Here is a 26,998-nt window from a genome sequence, read left to right on the forward strand (position 1 = left end):
CCCACTGGCCTGGCACGCATAGTACTGAAAGCAACGTCCGCATCAACCTGTACATGCGTTGGGCGAAGAGTCTCGCTTCAAATTGCAACAGAATACACGCACTGCGCGTCTTTGAAGTCTTGAGTGACCGTGCCCGGAAACAAAAAACCCGCCGTGAAGCGGGTTTTCAGTGCCACAGTATTGAGGGCGAGTTATGCGCGAAGCACGCCGCCCGTTGTCTTTTCGACATTTCCGACGATCTTCGCGGTCAAGGCCTCGAAGTCTTCGTCGGTCAATGTCTTGTCCACCGGCTGGATCTGAACTTCGATCGCGATCGACTTCTTGTTATCACCAAGCGACGCGCCTTCGAAGACGTCAAAGACATTGACTCCGGTGACGAGCTTGCGATCAGCGCTGGTAGCTGCCTTGATGATGGCGCCCGCTTCGACAGACTTGTCGACCACGAAGGCGAAATCGCGCTTCACGACCTGGAACGGTGAAAGATCCAAGGCTGGCTTGGTACGTGTCGCCTTCTTCTTCGGTTCGGCCATGGCGTCGAGATAAATCTCGAAGCCGCAATAGGCACCGGAGACATCAAGAGCGCCGAGCGTCTTCGGATGGAACTCGCCGAAGTAACCAAGAACGACCTTCGGGCCCATCTTGATCGTGCCGGAACGGCCGGGGTGATACCAGGAAGGGGCACCAGCCTCTGTCTGAACATTGGCCATCGGCAGACCGCACGCCTCGATCACTGCCAGCGCATCTGCCTTGGCATCATAGACGTCGACAGCCTTGCCGCCGCCCCTTGTAGCGTTCGACCACATACGGCCTGCACCGGCAAGCGAGGCCGTACCGCGGCGAACACCGCCAGCAACGCGACGCTGTCCTTCCGGCGTATCGCTTTCATAGGTGCCTGACACTTCGAAGATGGCGACATCGCCATATCCCTTGTCGGAATTACGCTGTGCAGCAGTCAAAAGACCGGGAAGCAAAGATGGCCGCATGTCCGACATGTCGGCCGCGATCGGGTTGGCAAGCTTCAACGCGGGCGAACCGCCACCGAAGAGCTTGGCCTGCGCTTCCGGAATGAAGGACCATGTGACAGCCTCCAGCATACCGCGGCTGGCAAGCGCGCGGCGTGCGGTGCGCGTGCGGTTTTGCAACGTCGTTAGAATGCGACCGTTGACGGCACCAAGGTTCTCAAGCGGTTCCGGCTTGATGTTATCCACGCCATGGATACGCATGACCTCTTCCACCAGATCCGCCTTGCCATCGACGTCCGGACGCCATGATGGCACCGACACGGAAACACGCTCGCCGGAGCCTTCGATGCCGAAACCGAGACCTTTGAGGATAGCAAGACTTTCTTCCGCCGAAACCTCGAGACCCGTCAGGCGCTTTACCTCGGAGAGTGGGAAATCAATCCACTTCGGCTCGAAGCCCTTGTAGCCGACGACCTTTGCTTCTCCAGCCGAACCACCGCAAAGCTCGAGCACCAGCTCCGTCGTGCGCTCGAGGCCCGGCACCATATATTCCGGATCGACGCCGCGTTCGAAACGATAGCGCGCATCGGTGATGATGCCGAGAGAACGGCCCGTCTTGGCAATATTGATCGGATCCCAGAGCGCCGACTCGATCAGCACGTCCACAGTGTTCTCGTCGCAGCCGGAATGCTCGCCGCCCATGATGCCACCGATGGATTCAAGCCCATTGTCGTCAGCAATCACCACATTGTTCGGACCAAGCTTATATTCGCGCTGGTCGAGAGCGAGAATGGTTTCGCCTTCCTTTGCGCGACGCACGACCAGATCACCCTTCACCTTGGCGGCGTCGAAGACATGCATCGGACGGCCCTGATCGAAAGTCATGTAGTTGGTGATATCCACCAGCGCATTGATGGGGCGAAGACCGATGGCAAGCAAACGCTGCTGCATCCATTTTGGGCTCGGACCATTCTTCACGCCGCGCACGATACGAAGCGAAAAGCCAGGGCAAAGTGCTGCATCATCCAGCTCGAGTTTGACGTCGACCGGCGTCGAACCCTCGACCTTGAAGCTCGGCGCAGGCCGTGTCTTCAGCGTGCCGAGACCGGATGCCGCCAGATCGCGGGCGATGCCGTAAATCGAGGTGCAGTCCGGGCGGTTCGGCGTGAGATTGATCTCGATGACCGGATCATCCAGCCCCGCATAGGAGGCGAAGGATGTGCCGACCGGCGCATCGTCCGGCAGGTCGATAATGCCGTCGTGATTGTCGGACATGTTGAGCTCCTTCTCGGAGCACATCATGCCGTGACTTTCGACACCACGGATCTTTCCGACAGACAACGTTACATCGATTCCCGGAACATAGGTGCCAGGACGCGCCAGAGCGCCGACGAGACCGGCCCGCGCATTCGGCGCGCCGCAGACGATCTGCACAGGCTTGCCGTCACCGGCATCCACCGACAACACCTTCAGGCGATCTGCCTCGGGATGCTTTTCCGCCGACAGGATCTTGGCGATGACAAAAGGCTTGTAAGCGGCCTTGTCGTCAACGTCTTCGACTTCAAGACCGATGGCCGTCAGGCGTTCGCAGATCTGCTCCAGAGAGGCATCGGTATCGAGATGCTCTTTCAGCCAGGAGAGTGTGAATTTCATAATCTATTACTCCTCGACTTGGCCGATCAGACGCTCAGACCGCCGAACAGCGTCGGCATGTCGAGCGGGCGGAAGCCGTAATGGTTCATCCAGCGAACATCGGCGTTGAAGAAATCGCGCAGGTCCGGCATGCCGTATTTCAGCATGGCGATGCGATCGAGACCCATGCCCCAGGCAAAGCCCTGATACTCATCCGGATCGAGACCGCCGGCGCGCAGCACATTCGGGTGCACCATGCCGCAGCCAAGGATTTCCATCCAGTCCTTGCCTTCGCCGAACTTGACGATCGGCCCGGAACGGTCGCACTGGATATCGACCTCGAAGCTCGGCTCGGTGAAGGGGAAGAAGGACGGGCGGAAGCGCATGACGACACTGTCGACCTCGAAGAAGGTCTTGCAGAACTCCTCGAGGATCCAACGCAGGTTTCCGACATGCGCCTTCTTGTCGACCACCAGGCCTTCGACCTGATGGAACATCGGCGAGTGGGTCGCGTCCGAATCCTGGCGGTAGGTCTTGCCGGGAATGACGATGCGGATCGGCGGCTTCTGCGCTTCCATGGTGCGCACCTGCACCGGCGAGGTGTGCGTGCGCAGCACCTTGCGTTCACCCTTTTCATCCGGTTGGAAGAAGAACGTGTCGTGCATTTCGCGCGCCGGATGGCCTTCCGGGAAATTCAGGGCCGTGAAGTTATAATAGTCGGTTTCGATATCCGGACCTTCGGCAATGGAAAATCCCATATCTGCAAAGATTGCGGTAATCTCATCGACGATCTGGCTGATCGGATGGATGCGACCGCGCTCGGCCGGAGACTGACGGACTGGCAAGCTCACGTCGAGCGTTTCGGCTTTCAACCGCGCTTCGATCGCTGCGTCCTTCAACTCGCTCTTGCGGGCGCTCAGGAAATCCGTCACTTCCGTCTTCAACTGATTGATGGCGGCACCACGCGTCTGGCGTTCCTCCGGCGTCATGGTGCCCAGCGTCTTCAGCAGCTCGGAAACCGAACCTTTCTTGCCAAGCGCCGACAGGCGCACAGCCTCGATGGCCGCCTCGTCTGCGGCCGAGGCGATGTCCGACATCAGTTGCGATTTCAAAGTGTCCAGTTCAGTCATCTTTTCCTGCCTTGCCAAAGGTCTTAGCCTCGGCATCGGTTTCAACAGCATTCTTTAGAAAGTCGGTCGCCACGATAAAGCGTCGCAGATCACTACCCATCTGGACGCGCCCGATCAACCGGGCGAGAGGCAAAAATCGGCTGAGCACACGCACCAGACGGCGCAATTCATCGATCGTGGCCTGCGGCGCATTGGCTGCCCATCCGCGATAGGCTGCACCAAGCGTTTCTTCGCGCTTTTCGGCAAAGGCGCTAAGCGGCAAAAACAACAGCCAGAGATCGCGTGCCTGGGCGCTGGCAAGTGGCATGACGGCCTGCGGCTCTTCTTCGAAATCCATAAAGCCGATACGGCCCTCTTTAAGGAAAAAGTCACGAATATGCGGCCGCCCATGACACAGGCCGGCAGCATGGAGTTGTCCGAGCGTCTTGGCCGATTGAACCAGAAGCTGGTCGGGATCGCCCGCTACTGCCTTGTGCGCGATGATGCCCTGTATCGTCTCTCCCACATCTTCCAGAACGATTGCCGTGTCGGAGGAGTAGATGATGGCAGGAACGGTAAAGCCTGCGTCGCGGAACTCGATCATCCGGCGCTTCTCGCGCCCCATCATCTCGACGGGTGACAGGATCGGCGACGGCCTCAGGAAAGCATAGGGCAGAAGGCGACCGGCCAAACCCTGTAACTTGCCCCACCATCGCGGTTCTTCCGTGCCTTGGCGCTTGATCCAGACGGCGCCAGAACTCAGCTCCAGTCTCTGGATGCGTCTTTCGCTCATCAACAGGGCCTGCATGAGCGCAGCAATGTCGGCGTCCTCCAGGTGAACGTGGAAGCCCTGTTCTCTCTCGCTGGCAGTGGCAGCCTGAAGCATAATGTTCCCGTTGGCGCATCGCGGCGCCCCAGAGCGCTCCCTATGGACGGAAGCCAGTCCAAAAGTAAAACCCGCCCCGGTTGCCCGGCGCGGGTTTCGAATGAACAACAATTTGTCCGCGCCGTAATTACTTTACAGCGGATTCAAACTCGTTGGCCGTACCGGCATCCTTGAGGTACTCAAGAGCCTTCTTCGCAGCGTCGACGAGCGCGCCGAAAGCGGCCGGCTCATGGATAGCCATGTCGGACAGAACCTTACGGTCGACTTCGATGCCAGCCTTGTTCAGGCCGTCGATGAAGCGGCCGTAGGTCAGGCCGAATTCGCGAACAGCAGCATTGATACGCTGGATCCACAGAGCGCGGAAGTTGCGCTTGTTGACCTTGCGGTCGCGGTAAGCGTACTGCTTGGAACGATCAACCGCCGCCTTTGCTGCGCGGATGGTGTTCTTGCGACGGCCGTAGAAGCCCTTCGCAGCCTTGAGTGTCTTGGTGTGCTTGGCGCGGGAAGTTACGCCACGTTTTACGCGTGCCATGTCATGATCTCCTTAAAGTGTCCAAAAATGCGGAAAAGTCTTAGAGACCGTTCGGCAGGTAGTTCTTGACGACCTTTTTGCCGTCAGCTTCGGCCAGAACCATGGTTCCGCGCGCGTCGCGAATGAACTTGTTGGAACGCTTGATCATGCCGTGGCGCTTACCGGCGGCGGCTGCGAGAACCTTGCCGGTGCCAGTGATCTTGAACCGCTTCTTAGCAGCGGATTTCGTCTTCATCTTGGGCATTTTGCTACTCCGTTATTTTGTATCGAAACAGGCAGACGAAGCCCGCTTCAAGCTATTCAGGAACGGCCACGGCATGCCCTGCCGGACCGTTCGGACGCGCGCTTATAACCGCAGTTATGAAAAAGCGCAACGGGGAAGCAGAACTTCCCCTGCGAGGGTGGAAAACGCCAGCTTCGATACCAGCGCGCCCAGGCATTACTTCGGTGCAAGCACCATCATCATCTGGCGGCCTTCGAGCTTCGGCTCAGCTTCCACCTTGGCAATTGCCACGGTGTCTTCCTTGACCTGCTGAAGCAGCTTCATGCCGAGCTCCTGGTGGGCCATTTCGCGGCCACGGAATTTCAGCGTTACCTTAACCTTGTCGCCTTCTTCAAAGAAACGGCTGATCGCCTTCATCTTCACCTCATAGTCATGGGTGTCGATGTTCGGACGCATCTTGATTTCCTTGACCTCGACGATCTTTTGCTTCTTACGCGCTTCGGCCGCTTTCTTCTGGGTCGAATATTTCAGCTTACCGAGATCGAGAATCTTGCATACAGGCGGTTCGGCGTTCGGCGAAATCTCGACAAGATCAAGACCGGCCTCTTCCGCCATCTTCAACGCCTGATCCGTCGGCATCACGCCGAGATTCTGGCCTTCTTCATCAATCAGCTGAATTTTGGGAATTCGAATTTCCCTGTTTGAGCGCGGGCCTTCCTTGACGGGGGCATCGGCTTTGAACGGTCTGCGAATGGTCGTATTCTCCTGATCTGTTTCGGGATCGCGTCGGCAAAAACAGCTTGTCGGTGCAAATGGCGGAAATGTCGTGAATGCCGCCGCGAAGTCAATAGCATGCCTTTGCAAAAAAATCACCTCCTCTCGTGGTTTTTACGAATCTGTTCTACAGGGGAGAAAGAAACGACAGGAGATTGAGATGAGCGACGCACACCAAGCCCCACACTATATTGTCGTTGGCCATGGCGACGCCGCACGCGAAATTGCGATCGTGTCCCGGTCGGCGTCAACGTCGGATCACCGCCCTGCCCTCGTCTGGCTGGGTGGCTATCGCTCCGACATGACCGGTACAAAAGCCGTCGAGCTCGATCGCTTTGCCGAGCAGGAGCAGCTTGCCTGCATCCGCTTCGATTATTCGGGCCACGGTGTTTCGAAGGGCGACTTCAAAAAGGGCACTATTTCCCGATGGCTGGAGGAATCGCTTGCCGTTCTCAATGATAAGACACCCGAAAGCGTCATTCTCATCGGCTCGTCCATGGGCGGATGGATTGCGCTGCGTCTGATCGAAGAGTTCCGCAAGCGCCAGGATGGACCGAAGGTCGCAGGCCTCGTCCTCATCGCTCCCGCACCGGATTTCACCGCTGAACTGATAGAGCCAAACTTGACCGAGGCTGAAAAGGCATCGCTTATCGAAAACGGTTACTTCGAGGAGCCATCGGAATACAGCCCCGAACCCAACATCTTCACGCGCGATCTGATGACGGATGGTCGCAAAAATCTGGTTTTAAAGGGCGTGATCGATACGGGTTGCCCAGTCCACATTCTTCAAGGTATGCGCGATGAAGACGTGCCGTATCAACATGCGCTGCGGCTGATGGAGCACCTTCCCGCAGATGATGTTGTGCTCAGCCTCATCCGCGACGGCGACCACAGGCTGTCCCGGCCTCAGGATATCGAGCGGATGCTCGCGGCGGTCAAAAGCCTTGTAGCCTAGGGCGCCGAGCGCCCCAAAGGCCACAGCCGCTGCACGGGTTTGGACCGACGCCCGTTCTCCAAAGATCGATGTCGGTTTTCGGGACTGCGCCGTGAGCATTGAACATTGAGCATTTTGGCAACGCTCTTAACCATATTATTCATCTTGCATTCATGGAAGCCCTGCTCCCGATTGACACTCACCCCTGATCTCTCTTAACACTTTATTAAGACTTCAAGGGACGGGTTTGATGATGAATGCATCGCAGGCACGGGCGCTGCTTTTTGCAGTTGCGGCCGGACTACTTTCTGCTGCCTCGGTGCAGGCCGAGAACAAGGGCAGCCCTGCCATGGTAACGGGTGGCATTACGTCCCAGCCCATTGGTCATTATGAGTTCTGCCAGAGATACGCAGCGGAGTGCGACATTCGCAGCAAACTCACACCGCCACCGCGCGTCACTGAATATGGCTGGACCGTCATTCGTGATATCAATACCGAGGTGAACACCACCATCGTCGCCATGACCGACCAGGAAGTCTATGGCAAGGACGAGTACTGGGAATATCCCAAGACCGCGGGCGACTGCGAAGATTTCGTACTTCTCAAGCGCAAGAAGCTGATCGAAAAGGGCTTTGCCGTTTCCGACCTTCTGATCACCGTGGTTCGCAAGCCGGATGGTGAAGGTCATGCGGTGTTGACCGTTCGAACCAACAATGGCGACTTCATTCTCGACAATCTGTCGAATGAGGTGAAGCTTTGGACGGACACCAATTACACCTATCTGAAGCGCCAGGCCTCCTTCAACACGGGTCGCTGGGTTTCGATCGAAGATGGGCGCGATGTTCTGGTCGGCGCACTGCGCTAAAGAGATCGCATCGACAAAAACCTGAAAGCACGATCATCGACGCATAGAACGCGATGTCCTCTCTGAGGCGTCGCGTTTTGCTTTGAGATGCGGCACGGCTGACCAGCCCAATGTCGAACCAGCAGCGGCCACAAGAATGGCGACCACACCGGCGATCTGTAGTGGCTGAAGATGATGCCCAAAGGCGATACGATCGATGATGATCGCCGCCACCGGGTATATGAAGGACAGGGAGCCGGTCAGGTTGGTCGGCAATTTCTGGATTGCGCCGTAGAGCAGAATATACATCAGCCCGGTATGAACGACGCCCAGCGTCAGCAAAATTGTCCATGCTTGCGCCTCGATGCGAGGCCCATGTGCCGAAAATGGCAGGAGGAGAAAAATACCGGTTGCCACCTGAATGAGCGCGATCAATTGCGGCGGAACGCCTTTCAGCGTCTTGGCGATGATGGCGGCCACGGCGTAGAAGAACGCCGCTGCAAGGGCAAGTACAATTCCCGCGACATAGTTTTCGCCGGAATATCCCGCACCGGGCTTCGCATAGATAATCGCAAGTGTGCCGAGAAACGAAATGACGAGCCACAGCAGTTTATTGAGCGTCAGCTTCTCAGAGAGAACGAGTGCGCCCAAGGCAACCAGCATAAAGGGCTGAGTGTTGTAGACCGCGGTCGCGATCGAAATCGATGCGCGTGGATAGGCGGCGAACAAAAGCAGCCAGTTCGTGACAATCGCGACACCACCGAGCACTGCCAGACCAGCTTGCCGACGTGATATGAGGCCAAGCCGAAGAAATCCCATCCCCGCACAAATCGGCAGCAGGACCGCCGCGCCGAACACGCAGCGCCAAAACACGACGCTTGTAACGGGCTGACCGGACAAGACCACGAATAACCCGATCGTTCCCGAAATCACCATAGCGCTTGCCATCTCAAGAACGCCGCGCATCTTTTCAGTCATTGTGAGCCCCTCATTGCCAATGCGAGGATTTTAATGGACCCGATCGGATATTGCCTCTATTCTTAAGAGGCAAAACCTGGATATGTCCTATCAAAAGAAGGTTTTTGGCGACCCGTGCTTTGAAAGGAAAATCCAGTGCTCGACAATGTCGATAAGCGCATTCTTGAGCTTCTGTCACGCGACGGGAGAATGTCGGTCAAGGATCTCGCGCAGAATGTGGGGCTATCTGCGCCGAGCACGTCCGACCGGATCAGACGCCTGGAAGAGCGGGGCGTTATTCGGGGCTTTACCGTGGAAGTCGACCCGGAGAGTATCGGGTTCACGCTTCAAGCCATCATTCGTGTCCGCCCTTTACCCGGCAAGCTGCATGTTGTTCAGCAACTCATCGAGCAAATCCCTGAGATTTCCGAATGTGACAAGGTGACGGGAGACGATTGCTTTATTGCGCGTCTGCACGTCCGGTCTATCGAAGAGTTGGACACGATCCTCGACCGGATCGCCGATAAGGCGGAGACCAACACGTCGATCGTAAAGTTGCAGCCGGTCAAACGCCGGCTGCTTCCTCTCGGATGAACGTCACCCGTGACCGATGATAATGCCGGCCGCCAAGACCAGAGAGCCACCAAGCACCACCTGAAACACGGCGCGCAAGAACGGGGTTTCCATGAACCTGTTCTGGATGAAGGCGATTGCCCACAATTCAATGAACACAACGATGGCGGCAATCGCGGTTGCGGTCCAAAAATGCGGAATGAGGTAGGGAAGCGCGTGCCCGAGACCGCCGACAGCGGTCATGATGCCGGATGCGAGGCCGCGCTTTAACGGCGATCCGCGCCCCGAAAGCTTGCCATCATCATGCGCCGCCTCCGTAAAGCCCATGGAGATGCCAGCACCGACGGACGCGGACAGGCCGATCAGAAACGTCTGCCATGTATCCTGCGTGGCAAAAGCTGCGGCGAAGATTGGCGCAAGCGTCGAAACCGAACCGTCCATCAGGCCCGCAAGACCCGGTTGCACATAGGTCAGCAGGAACTGTCGCTTGGCGGTTTCCTCTTCGTCCGCACGTGCATCTTCCGGCAGATGCTTTTCTCCGAGCATACTGGCAATGTCCTCATGCCCCCGCTCAGCCTCGGCCAGATCGCCAAGGAGCTTTCGCGTCTGCGCGTCCGTGACGTGACGGATAGCCTCGTCGTAGAAACGGATAGCCTGCTGCTCCATCTCTTCGGCCTGCTCGCGGACATGCTCAACCGTCAAAGTCTTCACCAGCCAGTCCGGTTTACGTTCGTAAAAACCACGGACATGTTCACGCCGGATCAGCGGAATGACATCGCCAAAGCGTTGCTTGTGCATGTCGATCAGGACATTGCGATGCGCATGCTCCACCTCGGCCATATCGTCGAAAATCTTGGCGGATTGCGGATATTGCGCCCGCAGATGGTCCGCATAAGAGCGGTAGATTCTTGAATCGTCCTCCTCGGAAGAAATAGCGAGTGCTAGGATTTCCTGCTCGTTGAGGGATGAAAAAGGGCGCTTGGAGGAGGAGAAGAGGCTACGAAACATGGGACCATCCTTTTAGAATGGTTCTAATTACTGCGATTGAAAACTTTCTTCAAGGGGTTTTAGAATAATTCTAAATGTGGTTTTCGCTCAGTCAGGAGCGGGCTTGTTCAATGCCTGTCGTAACACGGCATCCACTTTCATGACCTTTTGAAATGACAACGGATCCGCAATCGGCAACGGAAACATCACGCCGGCTGAGCGACCATCGACATGCCCCGCGATTTTAAGTCGAGCATCCGGGTTAGGCCAACGATGTCCCGTGAAGGCGAGCCCAGCGTAGCACCAATGACGATCGGTCGGAACATTGCTCACTGTCCGGCATTCCCTGTTAAGCAATGCCGCATTCAGCTGTGTTGAGTCTCCATCATAAAATTCCGAGAGTGCAATGCCGACATCAGAACAGAAAATCCGTTACGCAGTGGTCGCCGGAGGCCAGATATCGCAACAAGCATTCATGCCCGGCATCAAGCAGACCGATAATTCAGAGCTCGTAGCGCTCGTCACCGGCGATCCGGTGAAAGCAGACAAGCTTGCCGGGCTCTACGGCATAAAGGCCTGGTCCTATGAGCAATATGACGAATTGTTGAGATCCGGAGATATCGACGCGGTTTACGTGGCAACCCCGAACTTCCTCCACGCCCCATTCGCCGTTGCCGCTCTTGAGGCCGGCATTCACGTCCTGCTGGAAAAGCCGATGGCGTCGAGCATAGAAGAGGCAGAGCAAATTCTGGCGGCACAGAAGAAAAGTGGCGCCAAGCTCATGATCGCATACCGTCTTCATCATGAACCCGGAAACGTCGAGCTCTTCACACGGGCCGGTCGGGGCGATTTCGGTGAGCTGCGCAGCTTTTCCTCGACCTTCGCGCAGAATGTTGCCGAAGAGAATTCCCGTGGTCACAATGGTTACTGGTGTGGGCCGGTGCCGGATATGGGCGCCTATCCGCTTAATGCCGTGCGCAACCTTTTTGGTGACGAACCAATCGCAGTTCACGCGGTCGGGACAAAGACTCGCGATCGCGGCTTCAACTTCCATGATACTGTCGCAGTCACATTGCTCTTTCCGCAGGAGCGCACTGCCCAGTTTACCGTGAGCTATGCCACTGCTTCGGCCGAGAACTTTACCCTGGTAGGAACGAAATCTACCATAGAAGCCTCACCCTGCTATATGTTCGGTCCTTCTATTGGAATCGCCTATCGGGAAATCACCGAGGATGGCGAGCAGGAACACACTTTCGAGCCCGTAGACCAATTCGGTAATGAGACGCAGTATTTCTCCAATTGCATCCTCAACGACACAAACCCTGAAGCCGACGGTGAAGAAGGTCTGATGGATATGCGTGTTCTGGCCGCTGTCGAGAAATCGCTCGAAACTGGCGAGACGATAACCTTGCCCGCCGCTTCACGATCGCGACGCGTCGCAGCAGACCAAGCTCTTCATCTCGCTCCTGCTGAACAGCCATCGGAAGACGAGATGATCAACATCGTTCCACAGTCGAAATGATCGCAGTTTTGGCGCCTCGCGACGGTGTCGCAAGGCGCCAGACACAATGGTAAATTAGCCGGCTAAATCATGTATCGCGGATAAATGCCCAGAGCGTCTTACCATGACGGTCTGACAAAAAAATAACCTGAAACTCAGAGATCCAGGCCAAGCAATTGCTGTATGCCATTATGGAACTGTTACGGAAAAGGTGTCAGAAGCTTGGTGGCGTACACGCACTGATCACCTCACATGGCACAGGCCCGACGCACCGGAAAATATGCGGCCGTCTACTCTCGAAATAATAGGCATCACCCGGCCCAAGAATACGACGCTCGTCATCCACAGTGACCTCGAGTCGGCCTGAAAGCACGATGCCACCCTCCTCCCCATCATGCACCAGAGGCACACGGCCGGTACTGGCGCCAGGCTGGTAGCACTCTTTGAGTATCTGCAGGCTCCTTCCAAACAGGTTGTCGCCAATCTGCCGATAGGAAATCGGACCTTTGCCAATCTCAACTAGTTCCTCGGCAGCATAAAAGGCCTTCCGGGGCTTGTCTGGCTCGAAGGCGAAGAACTCCGCCAGACCGATCGGGATACCGTCCAGTATCCGTTTCAAGGCGCCCACCGACGGGTTGGCCGAATTGGACTCGATGAGAGAAATCGTCGAGTTCGTCACCCCTGCTCGTCGCGCCAATTCCCGCTGCGACAACTTGTGCATTGACCGAAGATGACGCAATCTGTTGCCAATATCGACGCTCATTGAAATCTCCGCGTTTCACATGTTCGGTATAGCGCAAACATAGTTCCTTCCTGCCTGCGAAAACAATAGTTTAGAGACAAACAGAAAAGGACTTGTTTGCAGCCATAAAGTCGCGGATGGATGCATCATCCAAGTCAAGGGGACCCTTATGGACCATCAAAGCAAATCCAACATGCCAAACCTTTCCAATTTCTGGATGCCATTCACGGCGAACCGCCAGTTCAAGGCGTCACCTCGTCTGCTGGCAAGCGCTGAAGGCATGTACTACACCGATATTGACGGCAATCGGATTCTCGATGGAACCGCAGGTTTGTGGTGCGTCAATGCAGGACACGGACGCAAGCGGATTTCAACAGCCGTCGAACGTCAGCTCTCAACGATGGACTTTGCGCCCACCTTCCAGATGGGTCATCCGATTGCCTTTGAGTTCGCAGAAAAACTCGCAGCCCATGCGCCAGGCGGTGCCGCAGCGGAACTGGATCGCGTTTTCTTCACCGGTTCCGGATCGGAATCCGTCGATACAGCGCTGAAAATTGCCATCGCCTATCAGCGTGCCATCGGACAGGGTACTCGGACACGGATCATCGGTCGCGAAAAGGGCTATCACGGCGTGGGCTTCGGCGGTATTTCCGTGGGCGGTCTTGTCAACAACCGCCGGGTCTTTCCGCAAATTCCGGCAGATCATATGCGTCATACGCTCGATGTCGAGCGCAACGCCTTCAGCAAGGGACTTCCCCAGCACGGCCTGGAACTTGCCGAAGATCTGGAGCGTCTTGTCGCTCTGCATGGGGCCGAAACCATTGCCGCAGTGATCGTCGAACCTATGTCCGGTTCGGCGGGTGTGGTCCTTCCCCCGAAGGGATATCTCGAGCGATTGCGCGCCATTGCCGACAAGCATGGCATACTGGTGATCTTTGACGAAGTTATTACCGGATTTGGCCGTCTCGGGCAGCCATTTGCCACGGATTACTTCGGCGTCGTCCCTGACCTGGTAACGACTGCCAAGGGCATTACCAACGGCTCGATCCCCATGGGTGCGGTCTTTGCCAAGCGTTATGTCTATGACGCGCTGATGCATGGCCCCGAAAACCAGATCGAACTTTTCCACGGCTATACCTATTCGGGCCATCCTGTCGCTTGCGCTGCGGGCATTGCGACGCTCGAAATTTACGAGGAGGAAGGTCTTCTCACTCGCGCGGCATCCCTGGCTCAGAAATGGGAAGACGCACTGCATGGATTGAAGGGCACGCGGCATGTCATGGATATCCGCAACCTCGGTCTGGTCGGAGCAATCGAGCTTACCCCGCGCGTTGGCGCTCCTGGAACCCGCGCCTACGACGTCTTCGTCGACTGCTTCAAGAAAGGCCTCCTCGTTCGTGTCACGGGAGATATCATCGCACTATCTCCGCCTTTGATCATCGAGGAAGAACAGATCGACACAATCGTCTCGACAATCTCCGACGCATTGCAGCGCGCTGCATAACATAAGCTATGGCTGCCATCCGGGGCGACATCGCGTCCCGGATGGTCAAAAGATCCATTTTTTTATCTAAATTTTAATAAACTCATCCCGTTGTTTTTTAACGAGAAAAATCTCGATACCAAAGCTAAATCACGCTTTGCTTTCCACACTTCGTATAGCCGGGTTGGATGAGTATGCAGCGCTATTTCGCCGCTTATCCTGAACAATACCTACGATCTTCTCAGACACCTTGAGGGTCTGCACTCGTATGTCAGGCACAGCAGTAATTTCCCAAAACTGCCCCGCTGTCAAGGCACCGACGGCAAAGAGGCCGCGCCGTTCCTGCTTGGTAGGCGTCAGCACAACGGAATCGGTATCAACCTTAATTCCCAGCCCGAGCGGGTCTTTTTCAATCATATCCAGTTCGAGCATTCTCTGCAGCAGTGGAGAATGAGCGATACCGGCGCGCTCCATTCCGGTGCAGTTAACCAGCCAGTCGAATGGCAGCAAAACCTCTTTGCTATGTCCTCGCATGCGGTAGGTCAGCGAAGTACCATCGTCGGTTCTGGCTATCGTTCGAACGAACCCCGCGTGAACCTCGACGACACCTTCAGACAGCAGGCCTGCAAAAACCTCATGAACCTGAGGCGCGACGCGGTGGCGATGGACATTCCACCAAGCCAGCGCATGCCTTAGAAAGCGTGATCTTTTCTCTTCATCCATGGACTGCCACAGCTTTTGTGTATGCGGTCGCAAGCCATCCATAACGCCACGCCAATTGGCACCTGCCCTTATCTGTCGGCGCAGGCCGGCAAGCACCTGGCTGATTTCGCCGTCCGAATCCAATTCCGGCTCAATCGGTGCAACCGGGGAAATGCTGTGGCCATGAGGAACCAGGCCTCGGCGAGAAACGACATGGATTTTCCCTCTGTGTCCTTTATTGCGCAAGGATAAGACCTGGTCGATCATGGTGAGCCCGGAGCCAAGGATGCAAACCGTATCATCGACTCCAACCTTGGAAAGCCAGTTGAGACGCCAGGGATTTCTGACCACTCGTCGCAGGAGCGCCATATCGGCCTCTTTTGTTAGCCGCGGTAAACTGGCTGTGCCCACACCAAGACACAGAACCGCGCTTGATGCGGGAAGCACTTTGCCGTCATTGAGATGGAATGTGATCTCGTCGCCGTTCAGCCCAACGCAGGACATCGCCTTTGCCTTGATGAAATCTATGCGCACGCGCTGGCGATGATCGCGCAAGAGAGCCGCCAGCGTATCTCGCAGGTAAAGCCCATAATCGTTACGGCTTGCGAAGGTAAGATTGTCGACATCCCGTCCTCGACTCTTCAGCCAAGCCAGGAAGTCGTCTGGCCGGTCGGGAAATGCACTCATGCGCGCCGCAGGCACATTCAGTCGATGGAGATGCAACTCAGTTCGATATGCGGTCCCGCGACCGAAACTGGAATCCTCGCCAATGACAGCAACAGACGCGCCATCCGGCAAAGCTTGCAACAGATTAGTCACGAGGCTGATCGCTGAAAACCCGGAACCAACAACCGCTACATCATAGATCATAATGGACTCCTCTGCTTACCTAAGACAGAAGAGCCTATACGACTTCAGAAATCAAATTAAGACCCAGATCCATTCTGAGTGAAGGACTGCTCCCTCCTTCTACAGATTGGAGTTAGCCGCGGCTAACGACCCAAGGTATCCCGCAGAACGGCAGCGGCGAGCACACGCAAACATGCAGACTGGCACGGAATAAGCGCCGCGCTTTGCGACCTGATACCCATACGTAGATGGAGGACCGTTGCGAAGTCACTCCCAATCACCGGCCGCAGGGGAAGAAACATTGGTTTTTTGATTCAAAAGACCCGCCTACCCCGCTGAAAAGATTCATGTTTGACGAGACAAAAGCCTATTGCGTCCAAAAGAGAATCGGCGCTTATATCCCAGTTGCGGAAAAATTCGATTTCAACGGAAAAAACCGCAACTGAACAAACGAGCGGAAAAGAGAGAAATGACACCTGGTGCCGACCCAAATACTGCTGAAAGAGCGCCCGATCTCACGAGCCTCATCTTACAGCATTCGGCAGCTTTGTCTGCTCAGCTTCAGGCGCATAATGCTCACACTTTCGCGCCGCTGTCTGAAAAGACGATGCGCACCTTTTCTCCCTCCGAAACCGCCAAGCTCATCGGCATCGGCGAAGCCTATCTTCGTCAGATCGCCGCAGAGATGCCTGACCTCAGCGCTTCACAGAGCGGCGGTCGTCGCAGCTACTCGGTCGATGACATTCATGCAATCCGCAAACATCTCGATCAGGGCGCGCGCGGCACGCGACGCTATCTCCCGCACCGTCGTGACAATGAGGCGCTGCAAGTCGTCGCCGTCATGAATTTCAAAGGCGGCTCCGGCAAGACCACGACATCGGCGCATCTGGCTCAGTACCTGGCGCTGCGCGGTTACCGCGTTCTGGCAATCGACCTCGATCCGCAAGCAAGTCTGTCTGCTCTGTTCGGTCACCAGCCGGAACTGGATGTCGGTCCTAACGAAACTCTATACGGTGCTATCCGCTATGATGACGAGCAGCGCCCTGTCGCAGAGATCGTCAGAGGAACCTATATTCCGGATCTGCATATCATTCCCGGCAATCTGGAACTGATGGAGTTCGAGCACGATACGCCGCGCGCCTTGATGCGTCGTGCGCCAGGCGACACCTTGTTTTTCGCCCGTATCGGTCAAGCAATCGCGCAGGTGCAGAACTTCTATGACGTCGTGGTGATCGACTGCCCGCCGCAGCTCGGCTATCTCACTTTGTCGGCGCTTACTGCTGCAACATCCGTGCTGGTGACGGTTCATCCTCAGATGCTGGACGTCATGTCCATGAATCAGTTCCTTGCCATGACCGGCGATCTCCTGTCCGAAATCGGTCGTGCCGGCGCGAGCTCCGATTATCATTGGATGCGTTATCTCGTGACACGGTTCGAACCGAGCGACGGACCACAAAACCAGATGGTAGCGTTTCTCCGTTCCATATTCGGTGAAAACGTTCTGAACCACCCGATGCTCAAGAGTACGGCCATCTCCGACGCCGGTTTGACCAATCAAACCCTGTTCGAAGTTGAGCGTACCCTTTTCACCCGATCAACCTACGATCGGGCACTGGAAGCAATGACCAACGTGAACGCTGAAATTGAAGGCCTGATAAAAAAAGCGTGGGGTAGAACCGCATGAGCAGAAAGCAAATCTTCGCCAATCTCGGCGGCAATAATGCCGATAATAACGAACCCGCCGCAGAACGTCCGCGTCCGCGCATTCGGCCTATTCTCGGTTCACCTGACCTCGTAAAGGACACCGTCAATTCTCCGGTGGGAATGATCGGGCAGTCTCTGAGCGAGGTTTCCGAACGCAGCAAGCGTGCCGAAGAAATTGAAAAGAAGCTGGCTGAAGGCCTGGCAATCGTAGCGCTCGATCCAGCCGATATCGATCCTTCCTTCATACCGGATCGCATGCCTGCCTCTCGGGAAGCCGATGTGGGGTTAGTCGAGGCGATCCGAGAGCAGGGGCAACAGGTTCCTATCCTCGTTCGTCCCCACCCTGAAACGCCTGGTCGCTACCAAGTTGCTTTCGGACACCGCCGTCTTCGCGCCGTCGCCGAGATCGGCATTCCGGTTCGCGCTGTCGTGCGTGAGTTGACAGATGAACAACTCGTCGTCGCGCAGGGTCAGGAAAACAACGAACGGCGCGATCTAAGCTACATCGAAAAAGCGCGTTTCGCACAAAAACTGCAGCTGCGATTTTCGCGCGATACGATCATGGCGGCGATGTCTCTTTACAAGAGCGACCTTTCCAACATGTTGTCCGTCGTTGGACGGATCCCCGATGACATTGTCGACAAGATCGGCCCAGCCCCCGGTGTCGGCCGGAGAAACTGGATGGATCTTGCCGATCAGTTGACGTCCTCGCACGTGAATGAGACCGCACGGTCGTTCCTTGATGACAGTCGCGTCGAAAATCTCGCTTCGGAAGAACGTTTCAAAGCTCTGTTGGAGCATCTCAAACCAAAGGTCGAACCCAAGCGTAGCGGCGTCATGGCATCGAGAAGCGGACAAAAGCTTGCCAAGATCGTCGAAACGGACCGAAAGATCGATATTTCGATTGACCGGAGGGAAGCGCCTGAATTCGCGTCCTTCGTTCTAGAGCATTTGCAGTCTCTGTATGAGGAGTATCGCTCCAAGCAGTGACACCAGCCTTATCGCAGGGTCTAGTGAAGGCTCTGCGGCACGGCCTGTGAAACCACTAACTAAGGCGTGGAGGCAATCTTAAAGGATTCCGCTGCGCTTCAACGAAACCAAACAACCGAAACACGAACAGGAGCATCTGGCCCAAAAGAAAAAAGCCCCCGAACGTTGCCGCGCGGAAGCCTTTCTTTGATTTAAGCACCCGAAGAATCTCATTTCCGCGAATCATAGTCAAGAGTCTTGGCATCGAAATCTTTTCGGTGAGCGATTTTCTTTTGCCTTTTTGAAGGTGAAAGACATGAATAGCGCTAATATAGCGACGCCTTTCGGGCGGCGAGGGGTGACTTATGCCCAACTCGCACGTCAGTTTGCGTCTGAAAACATCAATACGGAGCAGTCCATCGACAAGTGGAAGCTGTTTCGTCGAATCTGTGAAGCACGAACAGTTTTGGGTATCTCGGACCGGTCGCTGGCTGTCCTCAATGCATTGCTGAGCTTCTATCCAAAAACCGAGCTCTGCGAAGAAAACGGTCTAATCGTCTTTCCTTCCAATGAGCAGCTGTCTTTGCGCGCACATGGAATGTCGGAACAGACCTTAAGACGGCATCTTGCCGCTTTAGTCGACGCAGGACTTATTCTGCGCAAGGACAGTCCAAACGGAAAACGCTACGCTCGAAAGAGCCGCTCCGGCAGCATCAGCGATGCCTTCGGATTCTCGCTATCTCCTCTCATCACCCGTGCCGACGAATTCGAGCAAATCGCCGAAACTCTTGCCGAAGAGCGTCTGCAACTACAGCGCCTTCGTGAGAAGGTCAGCCTATGCCGGCGAGACATCGTAAAACTTATCGAACTTCTGTCCGAAAATGTGGATTTTGAACGGCTCGAAATCCTTCAAGGCCGCTACCGTGTCATCACATCAACCATCGACCGGAAAACGAAGGCGCCACAACTCTCCCTTATTCTCGAGAATTTGAGCGAAATACGCTCTGATATCGCTAAGCTTTTGGAAAACCAGCTAGAAATCGAAAAAATAAGCGTCAATGCCTATCAAAATGAGCGGCTTATACAGAGTTCAGAATCCGAATCCTATTTTGAAAACGATGACGCTGTGGAAAAACACAACGCTCAAACCCTAGCCGTTTCGCCAAGCAGGGAGCAAAGGCAGGCATCATCCCCAACTTTCACAACAGCAAACCCTGCCGAAGACCGATATGATCTCCAGACGGTACTGAAGGCATGCCCGGAGATAGCCCTCTACGGCCCCAATGGTGCAGTGAGGAGCTGGATCGACCTCAAAACTGCAGCGAATGTGGTAAAAACCATGCTTTCCATTAGCAAATCTGCCTATGAGGAAGCGGAGAAAGAGATTGGGCCACAGGCTACCTATACAATCATAGCGTGCATACTGGAAAGATCGGAGCATATCAGTTCGGCGGGCGGATATCTGCGAAGCCTGATCAAAAAGAAGAATAACGGCAATTTCTCAGTCCGACCGATGCTGATGGCTCTTCTGCGATCAAGAATGGCTGGAAAATCCTCAACCGTGCCATTCCTGTGCTGAGGATTATCATGATCGAGGACGTCTCTCGCGAGGAAGAACAGACAGCCAACTTCAAGCACCAGGTGGCCTAACCTTATGGCTTGGTGTTCGAAAGACGATGGCTGGTTCCTATATGGAGGATTAAGCAAACCATGCAGCGGGAGTAGTTCGATGAGCGAACGGAGCCTTTCCATGAAGCCAATGGCACCGGTGACCATAACACCAACGGCAAAAGCCTTGTTGGCACTGATCCGCAATCCATTGGATGCACTGCCTCCCTCGATCTTTTCGGAGCCTTTTGTGTTTTCGAAAACGGCTGGAAGCATTAAGATTTATCTATCTGATCCCGCGTTGATCCATGAGACACTGGTAACGAATGCCGATGCGCTGGGGAAAGGCGATCAAGTGCGCCGCGCTTTGGGTCCTGCACTCGGCACGGGCCTGCTGACGGCAGATGGCGCACACTGGAAATGGCAGCGCCAATCGGTCGCGAGCGCTTTCCGACCTTCCTCATTGAAGGAACTTCAGCCTGCCATGCTTGGTGCCGCACGCAACGCGCGCGATCGTCTACTCGAACACACACATCAGCCGGTGGATATCGGGCATGAGATGATGAAAACTACCTTCGACATCATTGTAGAGACGATGATGTCCGGGGGACATGGCATCGATGTGGGCCGCGTGGAGCGTAGCATCACCGACTATCTTAGCCCAAGCGGATGGAACTTTGCCCTAAGTGTTGTCGGCGCTCCTCAATGGACGCCTTATCCAGGCCGACGGCGCGCTATGAAGGCTGTCGAGTTTCTGCGTTCGAGCCTGACGACAGTTCTGGAGAAACGCAGGCGCAACAATTCCGGATCAGAGGATCTTGTCTCAATGCTGATCTCCGCAGCTGACCCGGAGACGGGGCGAGAGATGACAGACGTCGAAATCATCGACAATCTTATGACCTTCATCACGGCAGGGCACGAAACGACTGCCCTCGGCCTTGCCTGGACTTTCGATCTGCTGGCTAGACACCCGGAATGTGAAGCCCGCGTCATCGACGAAATTGAAGAGGTCACGCAGGGCAGTGACGTTATGGCACATCATGTTCCAGACCTTCACTACACAAAACAGGTGTTTTCCGAGGCCATGAGGTTGTATCCGCCAGCTCCCGTCATCACAAGAACCGCGCTGAAGGACTTCACGATGGGTGATTTCTTGGTACCCGAGGGAACTGTCATATTCGTTCCAATATACGCCGTGCATCATCACGCCTCGATCTGGAACGAGCCCGAGACATTCGATCCCGACCGGTTTTTGCCGGAAGCAGCCAAGAGCCGCCACCGTTATGCTTATATGCCTTTTGGCGCAGGTCCACGAGTTTGTATTGGTAACGCCTTCGCCATGACGGAAGCCGTCATCATACTCGCTGTCATCCTCCAGAGGCTGCGGTTTCGGACCGTAGACAAGACGCCGCAACCGATCATGCGAGTGACGCTACGACCGCGAACCAGTCTTCAAATGCAGGTCGTGCCAGCGTGAGAGTGTATTCAGACCTGAATACGAAAATGGCCAGCCGTTGAGCTGGCCACAGTATCTGTTACATTTCGACCTTGGCGTTCTCGCCCATATCAGGCCGAGTGTTGCTGACCGCCGCCGCGGCCATCTTGATGTAGCTGATTACTGTACCTGGGCTATCCCAGTATTCGGCAGCGGAGGGAGAGACCTTCAAGATTCGGATCGACGGGTCTTCGGCGCTGTCCCACCAGGCTTTGGCCGGTGTGGAAAACAGGTCTCGAATACGTTCTCGGTCGTTCTGAACCTCTGCGGTGCCGGATACTGAAACGTATTTTTGACCCTTCGAGTCGGCAAAGGCAAGGCACACGTTCGGGTAACGCGCGATCTCTTCATCCTTGTGACTTGCGACATCGGTGAGGAAATAAAATGCGTTTTCCAGGCGCTCGGCCTGAGCCGCCATTGGGCGGGCGCGCAGATCTGAACCTGTCTGGGTGGTCAGCATGCAAAAGCCAATTTTCTCGGCCAGATCCCAAACCTTGGTGGTGTCGTCTTCGATATGTGCCATTCGGCCCTCCTCTAATCGATGATCCAACAACGAGCTTGAGCGAGACATCGTTCCTCACACGGGAACCCCAAAGCGGATCATTTGTTCTGCTGACGAATGGTATAAGTCAACGAGGTATGTTCGATGCGAAGCAAGGAACTTGGCAGGAGCGATCCCTGGAGCGAGCGAAACTTCGTTCTGGTCCTAGATGACGGAGAGGAGGCTTTCGCATCGATCACGCGGTTCTGCGAGGAGAACAACATCACAGGTGCGTCGCTCACCGCCATCGGCGCATTTCGGCAGGCAAATCTCGGCTTTTTCGATTTCAGTCGAAAAAGTTACATCGACATTCCAGTTGAGACACAGTCGGAAGTTTTGAGCGCTATCGGAGATGTAGCCATTGATGATGAAGGGCAAGCAAGTGTTCATATGCACGCGGTTCTCGGCTTCTCAGATGGTTCAACCAAAGGCGGCCATTTCGTCAGCGGCATCGTTCATCCCACGATGGAGATCATAATCCGAGAAAGCGCGGTGGCGCTGCGCCGACGGAAGAAGCCAGATCTCGGTATTGCGCTAATCGATGTCTGACAAAAGGTGGTAGGAGCAAACTTGCAAGCGTCTTACACGAAACCATCAATCGGGTTGTGAAAATACGGTCTGCGACAACCACAAAAAACCGCTTAAATCGATGGTCGATCTGCGCCTTCTTTGGGGGTTACTGCAACCGGGGATCGAAGCTAACGAAACATATATTTCGACTTAGAGGCGAAACCAGATTAACTTCTTAATCTATTGTCTTTCCTACTTTATTAACTTCGACATGAGAGGATGACCCAAACCGCATTTTGGGAAATCACCTCATGTCACTCTTCTTCAATTCTTATGCTGCCAAAGTCATGGATGCGCTGGATCTCTCCTTTGCGGTCATCGAGTTTGACGTAGAAGGAAATATTCTCAAGGCCAACAAGAATTTCTGCGACTTGATGGGATACTCCGAGGCAGAACTTCGCGGAAAGCACCACCGATTGTTTCTCGACGAGGATTATGCACGGTCCGCAGATTACGCCGAGTTCTGGAATAAACTCAAAGGCGGAGAATTCGTGTGCAGCGAATTCACCCGGCTCGCTAAGAATGGCGCCGAAATCTTTATTCGCGGCAACTACAACCCGGTCAAGAACAGCGCGGGTAAGGTATTGAAAATCATCAAATTCGCGAATGATATCACTCAAACCAAGATGCAGGCGATCGATACCGGAGCAAAGATCGACGCCATATCCAGAGCCCAGGCGGTCATCGAGTTTGACACGGATGGTACGATCCTTGCTGCCAACCAGAATTTTCTGCAGGCGTTGGGCTACACAGCTTCGGAAATCATCGGCAGAAAACACAGTATGTTCGTCGACGCTGCTTTTGCCGCGACCCCGGAATATGCCGATATGTGGCGCAAGCTGAACGCGGGAGAATTTGTCGCCGGCGAGTTCATGAGAGTGGGCAAAGGCGGTCGTCCTGTCCATATCCAGGCCTCCTACAATCCTGTCTTCGATTTTAAGGGCCGGGTTCTCAAGGTCGTCAAATTTGCAACGGATGTGACCGATCGCGTCGAAAACGTTGAACGACTGGCCAATTCGCTGACAAGCCTCGCAGAAGGCGATCTGTCCCAGACCATCGACAAACCCTTCATCACAGCGCTCGATAGGCTGCGCTGCGACTTCAATGCTGCTTCGGCAAAGCTGCGCGATGCCATGGCAACCGTGCGCAACAATGCCGAGACTATCGCTGCGGGAGCCCATCAGATACGTACATCCGCCGACGAACTGGCGAAACGCACAGAGCAGCAGGCGGCTTCCGTCGAGGAGACCGCGGCTGCGCTTGAAGAGATTACAACGACGGTGAAGGATTCCAGCCATAGAGCCGAAGAATCCGGTCAATTGGTCGGACGCGCGAAAAACCAGGCCGACCGTTCGGGCGAGATCGTAAACGAGGCCATCGTGGCGATGGACAAGATCAATCAGTCCTCGAGTGAAATCTCCAACATAATCGGGGTGATCGATGAGATCGCCTTCCAGACCAATTTGCTGGCGCTGAATGCGGGTGTGGAAGCGGCACGTGCTGGCGAAGCCGGAAAAGGCTTTGCCGTCGTCGCCCAGGAAGTCAGAGAACTGGCCCAACGTTCGGCCTCTGCGGCAAAAGAAATCAAGACGCTGATCACCGCGTCCGGAGGACAGGTTGCCAATGGCGTGACCCTGGTCAGCAAGGCGGGCGAAGCGCTTCAGCATATTGCGGGTGATGTTCAGCACATCAACGAGGATATCGGCGCCATTATCGAGTCCGCCCGCGAGCAGTCGACGGCACTCAATGATATAAACCGCGCCATCAATCTCGTTGACCAAAGCACGCAGCAGAATGCCGCCATGGTGGAAGAGCAGACAGCCGCCAGCCACGGACTGGCTGAAGAGGCGAAGGCACTCTTCGCATTGCTCGGGCAGTTTCGTTTCGACTACCGCCCGGCTGCAGGTCACTCCTATTCAAGGTCCGCCGCATCAAAGCCATCTGCGGCCCGCACGGCGCCGAAGTTCGCCCCGCAAGGCAACGCCGCACTGAAAGCTGAATGGACCGAATTCTGATATTGCACCTTTGGATGCTCTCGACCACCATGATGCGGTAAAAGCCCGTATTCTGGTGGTCTTTTGCTGAAGAAGCATCTTCTTGGAAGGTGTCCGGTTGCAGTGTCGGAAAGAGGCCATCCCAGTGGAGCGTAAGCCTGTAGACGGACGATTCCACACCTGTTCGGCTCGCTATGGTGAGCCTTCAACTTGACTTTGCGCGAGCTGGCGTTCCTGATCTCTTCAACAAGCTGAGATCCAAAGCATTTTTGCCCATGAATCTACGACATTTAAATTTGACCTTGAGAGGAAAGATTTTTATGTGATGGCGCACTGATGAACGCACAAGCTGATAGACAGGACGACCTGAGACAATGAATAGCGCGAGCCCCGCCATGCATGGCACTGAGATCGAAGCCAGCCGTACGAAGCGTTTGAAGGCTGCAACCCGGGATGCACATGGCGCGCTGGACAGCTTCATCATGACGGCAAAGCCATTCGAGAGCCGTGAAAATTTTGGAAAATTCGTCAAGGCGCAGTATCTCTTTCACAAGGATCTCGATGCGCTGTTCTTCAATCGGGCGCTTGATGAACTGTTGCCGGACCTGAGGGGTCGCCGCCGCATCGGACTGATCGAGCAGGACTTGCAGGATCTGGGGCTTGAGGTTCCTGGCAAAGGCAGCGACCGTTTTCGTCTCGATGACGATATGTTTGATCTGCCGGAAGCGATGGGATGGCTGTATGTGGTCGAGGGATCCAATCTCGGTGCCGCTTTCCTGTTGAAGGATGCGGCCAAGCTTGGTCTTGGCGAGGCGTTCGGCGCGCGCCATCTTGCCGGTGCCCCCGAAGGCAGAGGGCTCCACTGGCGCACATTCACCGCAGCGCTCGATGATATCTCGTTGACGGGAGATGAGGAACGTCGCGTCATGTCTGGCGCTGAGGCTGCGTTTGTCGCGGTCCATAATTACGCCCGACAGATGATGGACTGATACTTGAGGCGAGCAGGCTATGTTAGCCTCTCCTTGCCCGCTGAGGCTTGTGAATAAAACTCGCAGATCGCTCTCAACGCGCTGGTTGCCTTTGAAGGAGCTCTGTCCTACATCAGACTGGCTTTTGAAAAGGAACGGTTTATGGCGAAGATCAAGAATGTTGCGATCCAGATGGATCATGTTTCCGGCATCAATATTGCTGGGGATTCGACTTTCGCGATCAGCCTTGAAGCCCAAGCCCGTGGATATCGTCTGTTCCATTATACGCCTGATCGCCTCTTAATGCGGGATGGAAAGATCTACGCGACAGTCGAGCAGATGGAGCTGCGTGACATCAACGGCGACCACTATTCGCTCTCCGAGCCAGAGCGGGTGGATCTGTCGACCATGGATGTCATTCACCTGCGCCAGGACCCGCCATTCGACATGGCCTATATTACCTCCACGCATCTCTTGGAGCGCATCCACCCCAAGACGCTGGTGGTGAACGATCCGGCCTGGGTGCGCAATTCGCCTGAAAAGATCTTCGTGACGGAATTTGCGGATCTGATGCCGGCAACGCTGATCACCAAGGACATTGGCGAAATTGCTCGCTTCCGTCAGGAAATGGGCGATATCATCCTCAAGCCTCTGTATGGAAACGGTGGGGCAGGGGTGTTTCATTCCACCCGTGACGACCGCAACTTCTCATCGCTTCTGGAAATGTTTGGCCAGATGTTCCGTGAGCCCTATATCGCCCAGCAATATCTGCCGGATGTGCGCAAGGGCGACAAGCGCATTCTGCTGGTGGATGGCGAACCGGTGGGGGCGATCAATCGAGTGCCCGCGGAAAACGACGCACGCTCCAACATGCATGCCGGCGGACGCCCGGAGCCGACGGAACTGACAACCCGCGAAAAGGAAATCTGCGAGCGTATTGGCCCAGCGCTGCGCGAACGCGGCTTCCTCTTCGTTGGCATCGATGTCATCGGCACTTACATGACGGAAATCAACGTCACGTCTCCCACCGGGATTCGCGAAGTCAAGAAGTTCGGCGGCGCCGATGTCGCGAGCTTGCTGTGGGACGCAATCGAGCGCAAGCGCGACGCTCAGGGATGATACACCCGTTGCGACCGTCTTCGCCTTGACGTCATCGCATCAGGCTGTAACGCCCAATTTCAGCGGCGAAGTCCCACAATGATGGGAAGGGACGCGACCGCGAGCGGCAGCCATAGGTGCAGGAGGCCGATTGCGCTGAAGACGGGAAACTGTTCTTTACAACCTGTCGGGTTCATACCGCACCCAAGCGGGACAAAAAAGAAGAACCAGACGAAGGTCAGGCACAAAAGCAGCGCCCCCGCGATCAGCAAGATTGTCTTCAACTTAACCTCCGTCATGAGTGACTTCGCCTGCCAAAACGAAACCCCCTGCCTTCCGCGCTAAAGGTCTGATCGGCATT

At 55.4% G+C, this 26,998-nt stretch carries 25 protein-coding genes; 13 read left to right on the forward strand and 12 right to left on the reverse strand.

The features are described 5' to 3' along the window. Positions 1 to 191: 191 nt before the first annotated feature. The 6 genes from pheT to infC form a co-directional block, all read right to left on the reverse strand. The gene (gene pheT / locus ACQZ5M_RS11360; protein WP_449079786.1) at positions 192 to 2,615 is read right to left on the reverse strand and encodes a phenylalanine--tRNA ligase subunit beta; all 2,424 of its coding nucleotides are present in this window, start codon (positions 2,613 to 2,615) and stop codon (positions 192 to 194) included. A gap of 26 nt (positions 2,616 to 2,641) precedes the next feature. Continuing rightward, positions 2,642 to 3,724, reverse strand: coding sequence for a phenylalanine--tRNA ligase subunit alpha (pheS, locus tag ACQZ5M_RS11365; RefSeq protein WP_296083337.1), 1,083 nt, complete (start codon positions 3,722 to 3,724; stop codon positions 2,642 to 2,644). After that, positions 3,717 to 4,589 carry a serine/threonine protein phosphatase gene (locus ACQZ5M_RS11370; RefSeq protein ID WP_449079787.1) on the reverse strand — a complete coding sequence of 291 codons (873 nt, stop codon included), beginning with the start codon at positions 4,587 to 4,589 and terminating at the stop codon, positions 3,717 to 3,719. The genes pheS and ACQZ5M_RS11370 overlap by 8 nt, the downstream gene beginning before the upstream one ends. 127 nt (positions 4,590 to 4,716) lie before the next feature. Next, a complete protein-coding gene (gene rplT / locus ACQZ5M_RS11375) occupies positions 4,717 to 5,121 on the reverse strand; it encodes a 50S ribosomal protein L20 (protein WP_027674723.1) in 405 nt (134 codons plus the stop codon). 40 nt (positions 5,122 to 5,161) lie between these two features. Beyond that, positions 5,162 to 5,365 carry a 50S ribosomal protein L35 gene (gene rpmI, locus ACQZ5M_RS11380; protein ID WP_027674722.1) on the reverse strand — a complete coding sequence of 68 codons (204 nt, stop codon included), beginning with the start codon at positions 5,363 to 5,365 and terminating at the stop codon, positions 5,162 to 5,164. A 195-nt stretch (positions 5,366 to 5,560) separates the two neighbouring features. Beyond that, positions 5,561 to 6,097: a translation initiation factor IF-3 gene (gene infC / locus ACQZ5M_RS11385; RefSeq protein ID WP_062424525.1), complete on the reverse strand. Its 537-nt coding sequence runs from the start codon at positions 6,095 to 6,097 to the stop codon at positions 5,561 to 5,563. A gap of 181 nt (positions 6,098 to 6,278) precedes the next feature. Here infC and ACQZ5M_RS11390 point away from each other — a divergent pair, with 181 nt between their 5' ends. After that, positions 6,279 to 7,073, forward strand: coding sequence for an alpha/beta hydrolase (locus ACQZ5M_RS11390; RefSeq protein ID WP_449079788.1), 795 nt, complete (start codon positions 6,279 to 6,281; stop codon positions 7,071 to 7,073). A gap of 229 nt (positions 7,074 to 7,302) precedes the next feature. Beyond that, positions 7,303 to 7,917, forward strand: a complete 615-nt coding sequence (locus tag ACQZ5M_RS11395; protein ID WP_296099830.1) for a transglutaminase-like cysteine peptidase — start codon at positions 7,303 to 7,305, stop codon at positions 7,915 to 7,917. Positions 7,918 to 7,950: 33 nt separating this feature from the next. Here the strand turns inward: ACQZ5M_RS11395 and ACQZ5M_RS11400 are convergent, their stop codons facing one another. Next, positions 7,951 to 8,874, reverse strand: coding sequence for a DMT family transporter (locus ACQZ5M_RS11400; RefSeq protein ID WP_296035483.1), 924 nt, complete (start codon positions 8,872 to 8,874; stop codon positions 7,951 to 7,953). A gap of 135 nt (positions 8,875 to 9,009) precedes the next feature. Here ACQZ5M_RS11400 and ACQZ5M_RS11405 point away from each other — a divergent pair, with 135 nt between their 5' ends. After that, positions 9,010 to 9,447: an Lrp/AsnC family transcriptional regulator gene (locus ACQZ5M_RS11405; RefSeq protein WP_296035481.1), complete on the forward strand. Its 438-nt coding sequence runs from the start codon at positions 9,010 to 9,012 to the stop codon at positions 9,445 to 9,447. Between the two features lie 3 nt (positions 9,448 to 9,450). Here the strand turns inward: ACQZ5M_RS11405 and mbfA are convergent, their stop codons facing one another. After that, the gene (gene mbfA, locus ACQZ5M_RS11410) at positions 9,451 to 10,434 is read right to left on the reverse strand and encodes an iron exporter MbfA (RefSeq protein ID WP_449079789.1); all 984 of its coding nucleotides are present in this window, start codon (positions 10,432 to 10,434) and stop codon (positions 9,451 to 9,453) included. 385 nt (positions 10,435 to 10,819) lie between these two features. Here mbfA and ACQZ5M_RS11415 point away from each other — a divergent pair, with 385 nt between their 5' ends. Then, positions 10,820 to 11,935: a Gfo/Idh/MocA family protein gene (locus ACQZ5M_RS11415; protein WP_296035475.1), complete on the forward strand. Its 1,116-nt coding sequence runs from the start codon at positions 10,820 to 10,822 to the stop codon at positions 11,933 to 11,935. 193 nt (positions 11,936 to 12,128) lie between these two features. Here the strand turns inward: ACQZ5M_RS11415 and ACQZ5M_RS11420 are convergent, their stop codons facing one another. After that, positions 12,129 to 12,677: a cupin domain-containing protein gene (locus ACQZ5M_RS11420; RefSeq protein ID WP_296015455.1), complete on the reverse strand. Its 549-nt coding sequence runs from the start codon at positions 12,675 to 12,677 to the stop codon at positions 12,129 to 12,131. A 148-nt stretch (positions 12,678 to 12,825) separates the two neighbouring features. Here ACQZ5M_RS11420 and aptA point away from each other — a divergent pair, with 148 nt between their 5' ends. Further along, complete coding sequence (gene aptA, locus ACQZ5M_RS11425) at positions 12,826 to 14,160, forward strand: omega-aminotransferase AptA (RefSeq protein ID WP_449079790.1); 1,335 nt, start codon at positions 12,826 to 12,828, stop codon at positions 14,158 to 14,160. A gap of 129 nt (positions 14,161 to 14,289) precedes the next feature. On the opposite strand, the gene ACQZ5M_RS11430 is transcribed toward aptA, so the two are convergent. Continuing rightward, complete coding sequence (locus ACQZ5M_RS11430; protein WP_449079791.1) at positions 14,290 to 15,711, reverse strand: FAD/NAD(P)-binding protein; 1,422 nt, start codon at positions 15,709 to 15,711, stop codon at positions 14,290 to 14,292. Between the two features lie 448 nt (positions 15,712 to 16,159). Here ACQZ5M_RS11430 and repA point away from each other — a divergent pair, with 448 nt between their 5' ends. The 4 genes from repA to ACQZ5M_RS11450 all read left to right on the forward strand — a co-directional run bounded on the left by repA (position 16,160) and on the right by ACQZ5M_RS11450 (position 21,448). Beyond that, positions 16,160 to 17,374, forward strand: a complete 1,215-nt coding sequence (repA, locus tag ACQZ5M_RS11435) for a plasmid partitioning protein RepA (protein WP_449079792.1) — start codon at positions 16,160 to 16,162, stop codon at positions 17,372 to 17,374. After that, positions 17,371 to 18,384 (forward strand): plasmid partitioning protein RepB, encoded by a 1,014-nt coding sequence (gene repB, locus ACQZ5M_RS11440; protein ID WP_449079793.1) that lies wholly within the window; start codon positions 17,371 to 17,373, stop codon positions 18,382 to 18,384. Before repA ends, repB begins: the two co-directional genes overlap by 4 nt. A 295-nt stretch (positions 18,385 to 18,679) precedes the next feature. Then, positions 18,680 to 19,942, forward strand: coding sequence for a plasmid replication protein RepC (repC, locus tag ACQZ5M_RS11445; protein ID WP_449079794.1), 1,263 nt, complete (start codon positions 18,680 to 18,682; stop codon positions 19,940 to 19,942). 150 nt (positions 19,943 to 20,092) lie between these two features. Beyond that, positions 20,093 to 21,448 carry a cytochrome P450 gene (locus ACQZ5M_RS11450; protein WP_449079795.1) on the forward strand — a complete coding sequence of 452 codons (1,356 nt, stop codon included), beginning with the start codon at positions 20,093 to 20,095 and terminating at the stop codon, positions 21,446 to 21,448. A gap of 58 nt (positions 21,449 to 21,506) precedes the next feature. Here ACQZ5M_RS11450 and ACQZ5M_RS11455 read toward each other — a convergent pair whose 3' ends face one another. Further along, positions 21,507 to 21,989 (reverse strand): pyridoxamine 5'-phosphate oxidase family protein, encoded by a 483-nt coding sequence (locus ACQZ5M_RS11455; RefSeq protein ID WP_449079796.1) that lies wholly within the window; start codon positions 21,987 to 21,989, stop codon positions 21,507 to 21,509. Between the two features lie 123 nt (positions 21,990 to 22,112). Here ACQZ5M_RS11455 and ACQZ5M_RS11460 point away from each other — a divergent pair, with 123 nt between their 5' ends. The 4 genes from ACQZ5M_RS11460 to gshB all read left to right on the forward strand — a co-directional run bounded on the left by ACQZ5M_RS11460 (position 22,113) and on the right by gshB (position 26,658). Continuing rightward, positions 22,113 to 22,556 (forward strand): PPC domain-containing DNA-binding protein, encoded by a 444-nt coding sequence (locus ACQZ5M_RS11460; protein ID WP_449079797.1) that lies wholly within the window; start codon positions 22,113 to 22,115, stop codon positions 22,554 to 22,556. A 272-nt stretch (positions 22,557 to 22,828) separates the two neighbouring features. Beyond that, positions 22,829 to 24,592, forward strand: coding sequence for a methyl-accepting chemotaxis protein (locus tag ACQZ5M_RS11465; RefSeq protein WP_449079798.1), 1,764 nt, complete (start codon positions 22,829 to 22,831; stop codon positions 24,590 to 24,592). A 353-nt stretch (positions 24,593 to 24,945) separates the two neighbouring features. Continuing rightward, the gene (locus ACQZ5M_RS11470; RefSeq protein ID WP_449079799.1) at positions 24,946 to 25,560 is read left to right on the forward strand and encodes a biliverdin-producing heme oxygenase; all 615 of its coding nucleotides are present in this window, start codon (positions 24,946 to 24,948) and stop codon (positions 25,558 to 25,560) included. A 141-nt stretch (positions 25,561 to 25,701) separates the two neighbouring features. Then, positions 25,702 to 26,658, forward strand: coding sequence for a glutathione synthase (gshB, locus tag ACQZ5M_RS11475; protein WP_449079800.1), 957 nt, complete (start codon positions 25,702 to 25,704; stop codon positions 26,656 to 26,658). A 59-nt stretch (positions 26,659 to 26,717) separates the two neighbouring features. On the opposite strand, the gene ACQZ5M_RS11480 is transcribed toward gshB, so the two are convergent. After that, on the reverse strand, positions 26,718 to 26,936 hold the full coding sequence (locus tag ACQZ5M_RS11480; protein WP_449079801.1) for a hypothetical protein: 219 nt from the start codon (positions 26,934 to 26,936) through the stop codon (positions 26,718 to 26,720). Between the last annotated feature and the right edge of the window lie 62 nt (positions 26,937 to 26,998).

It is taken from the genome of Rhizobium sp. 22-785-1 (genome assembly GCF_053521965.1).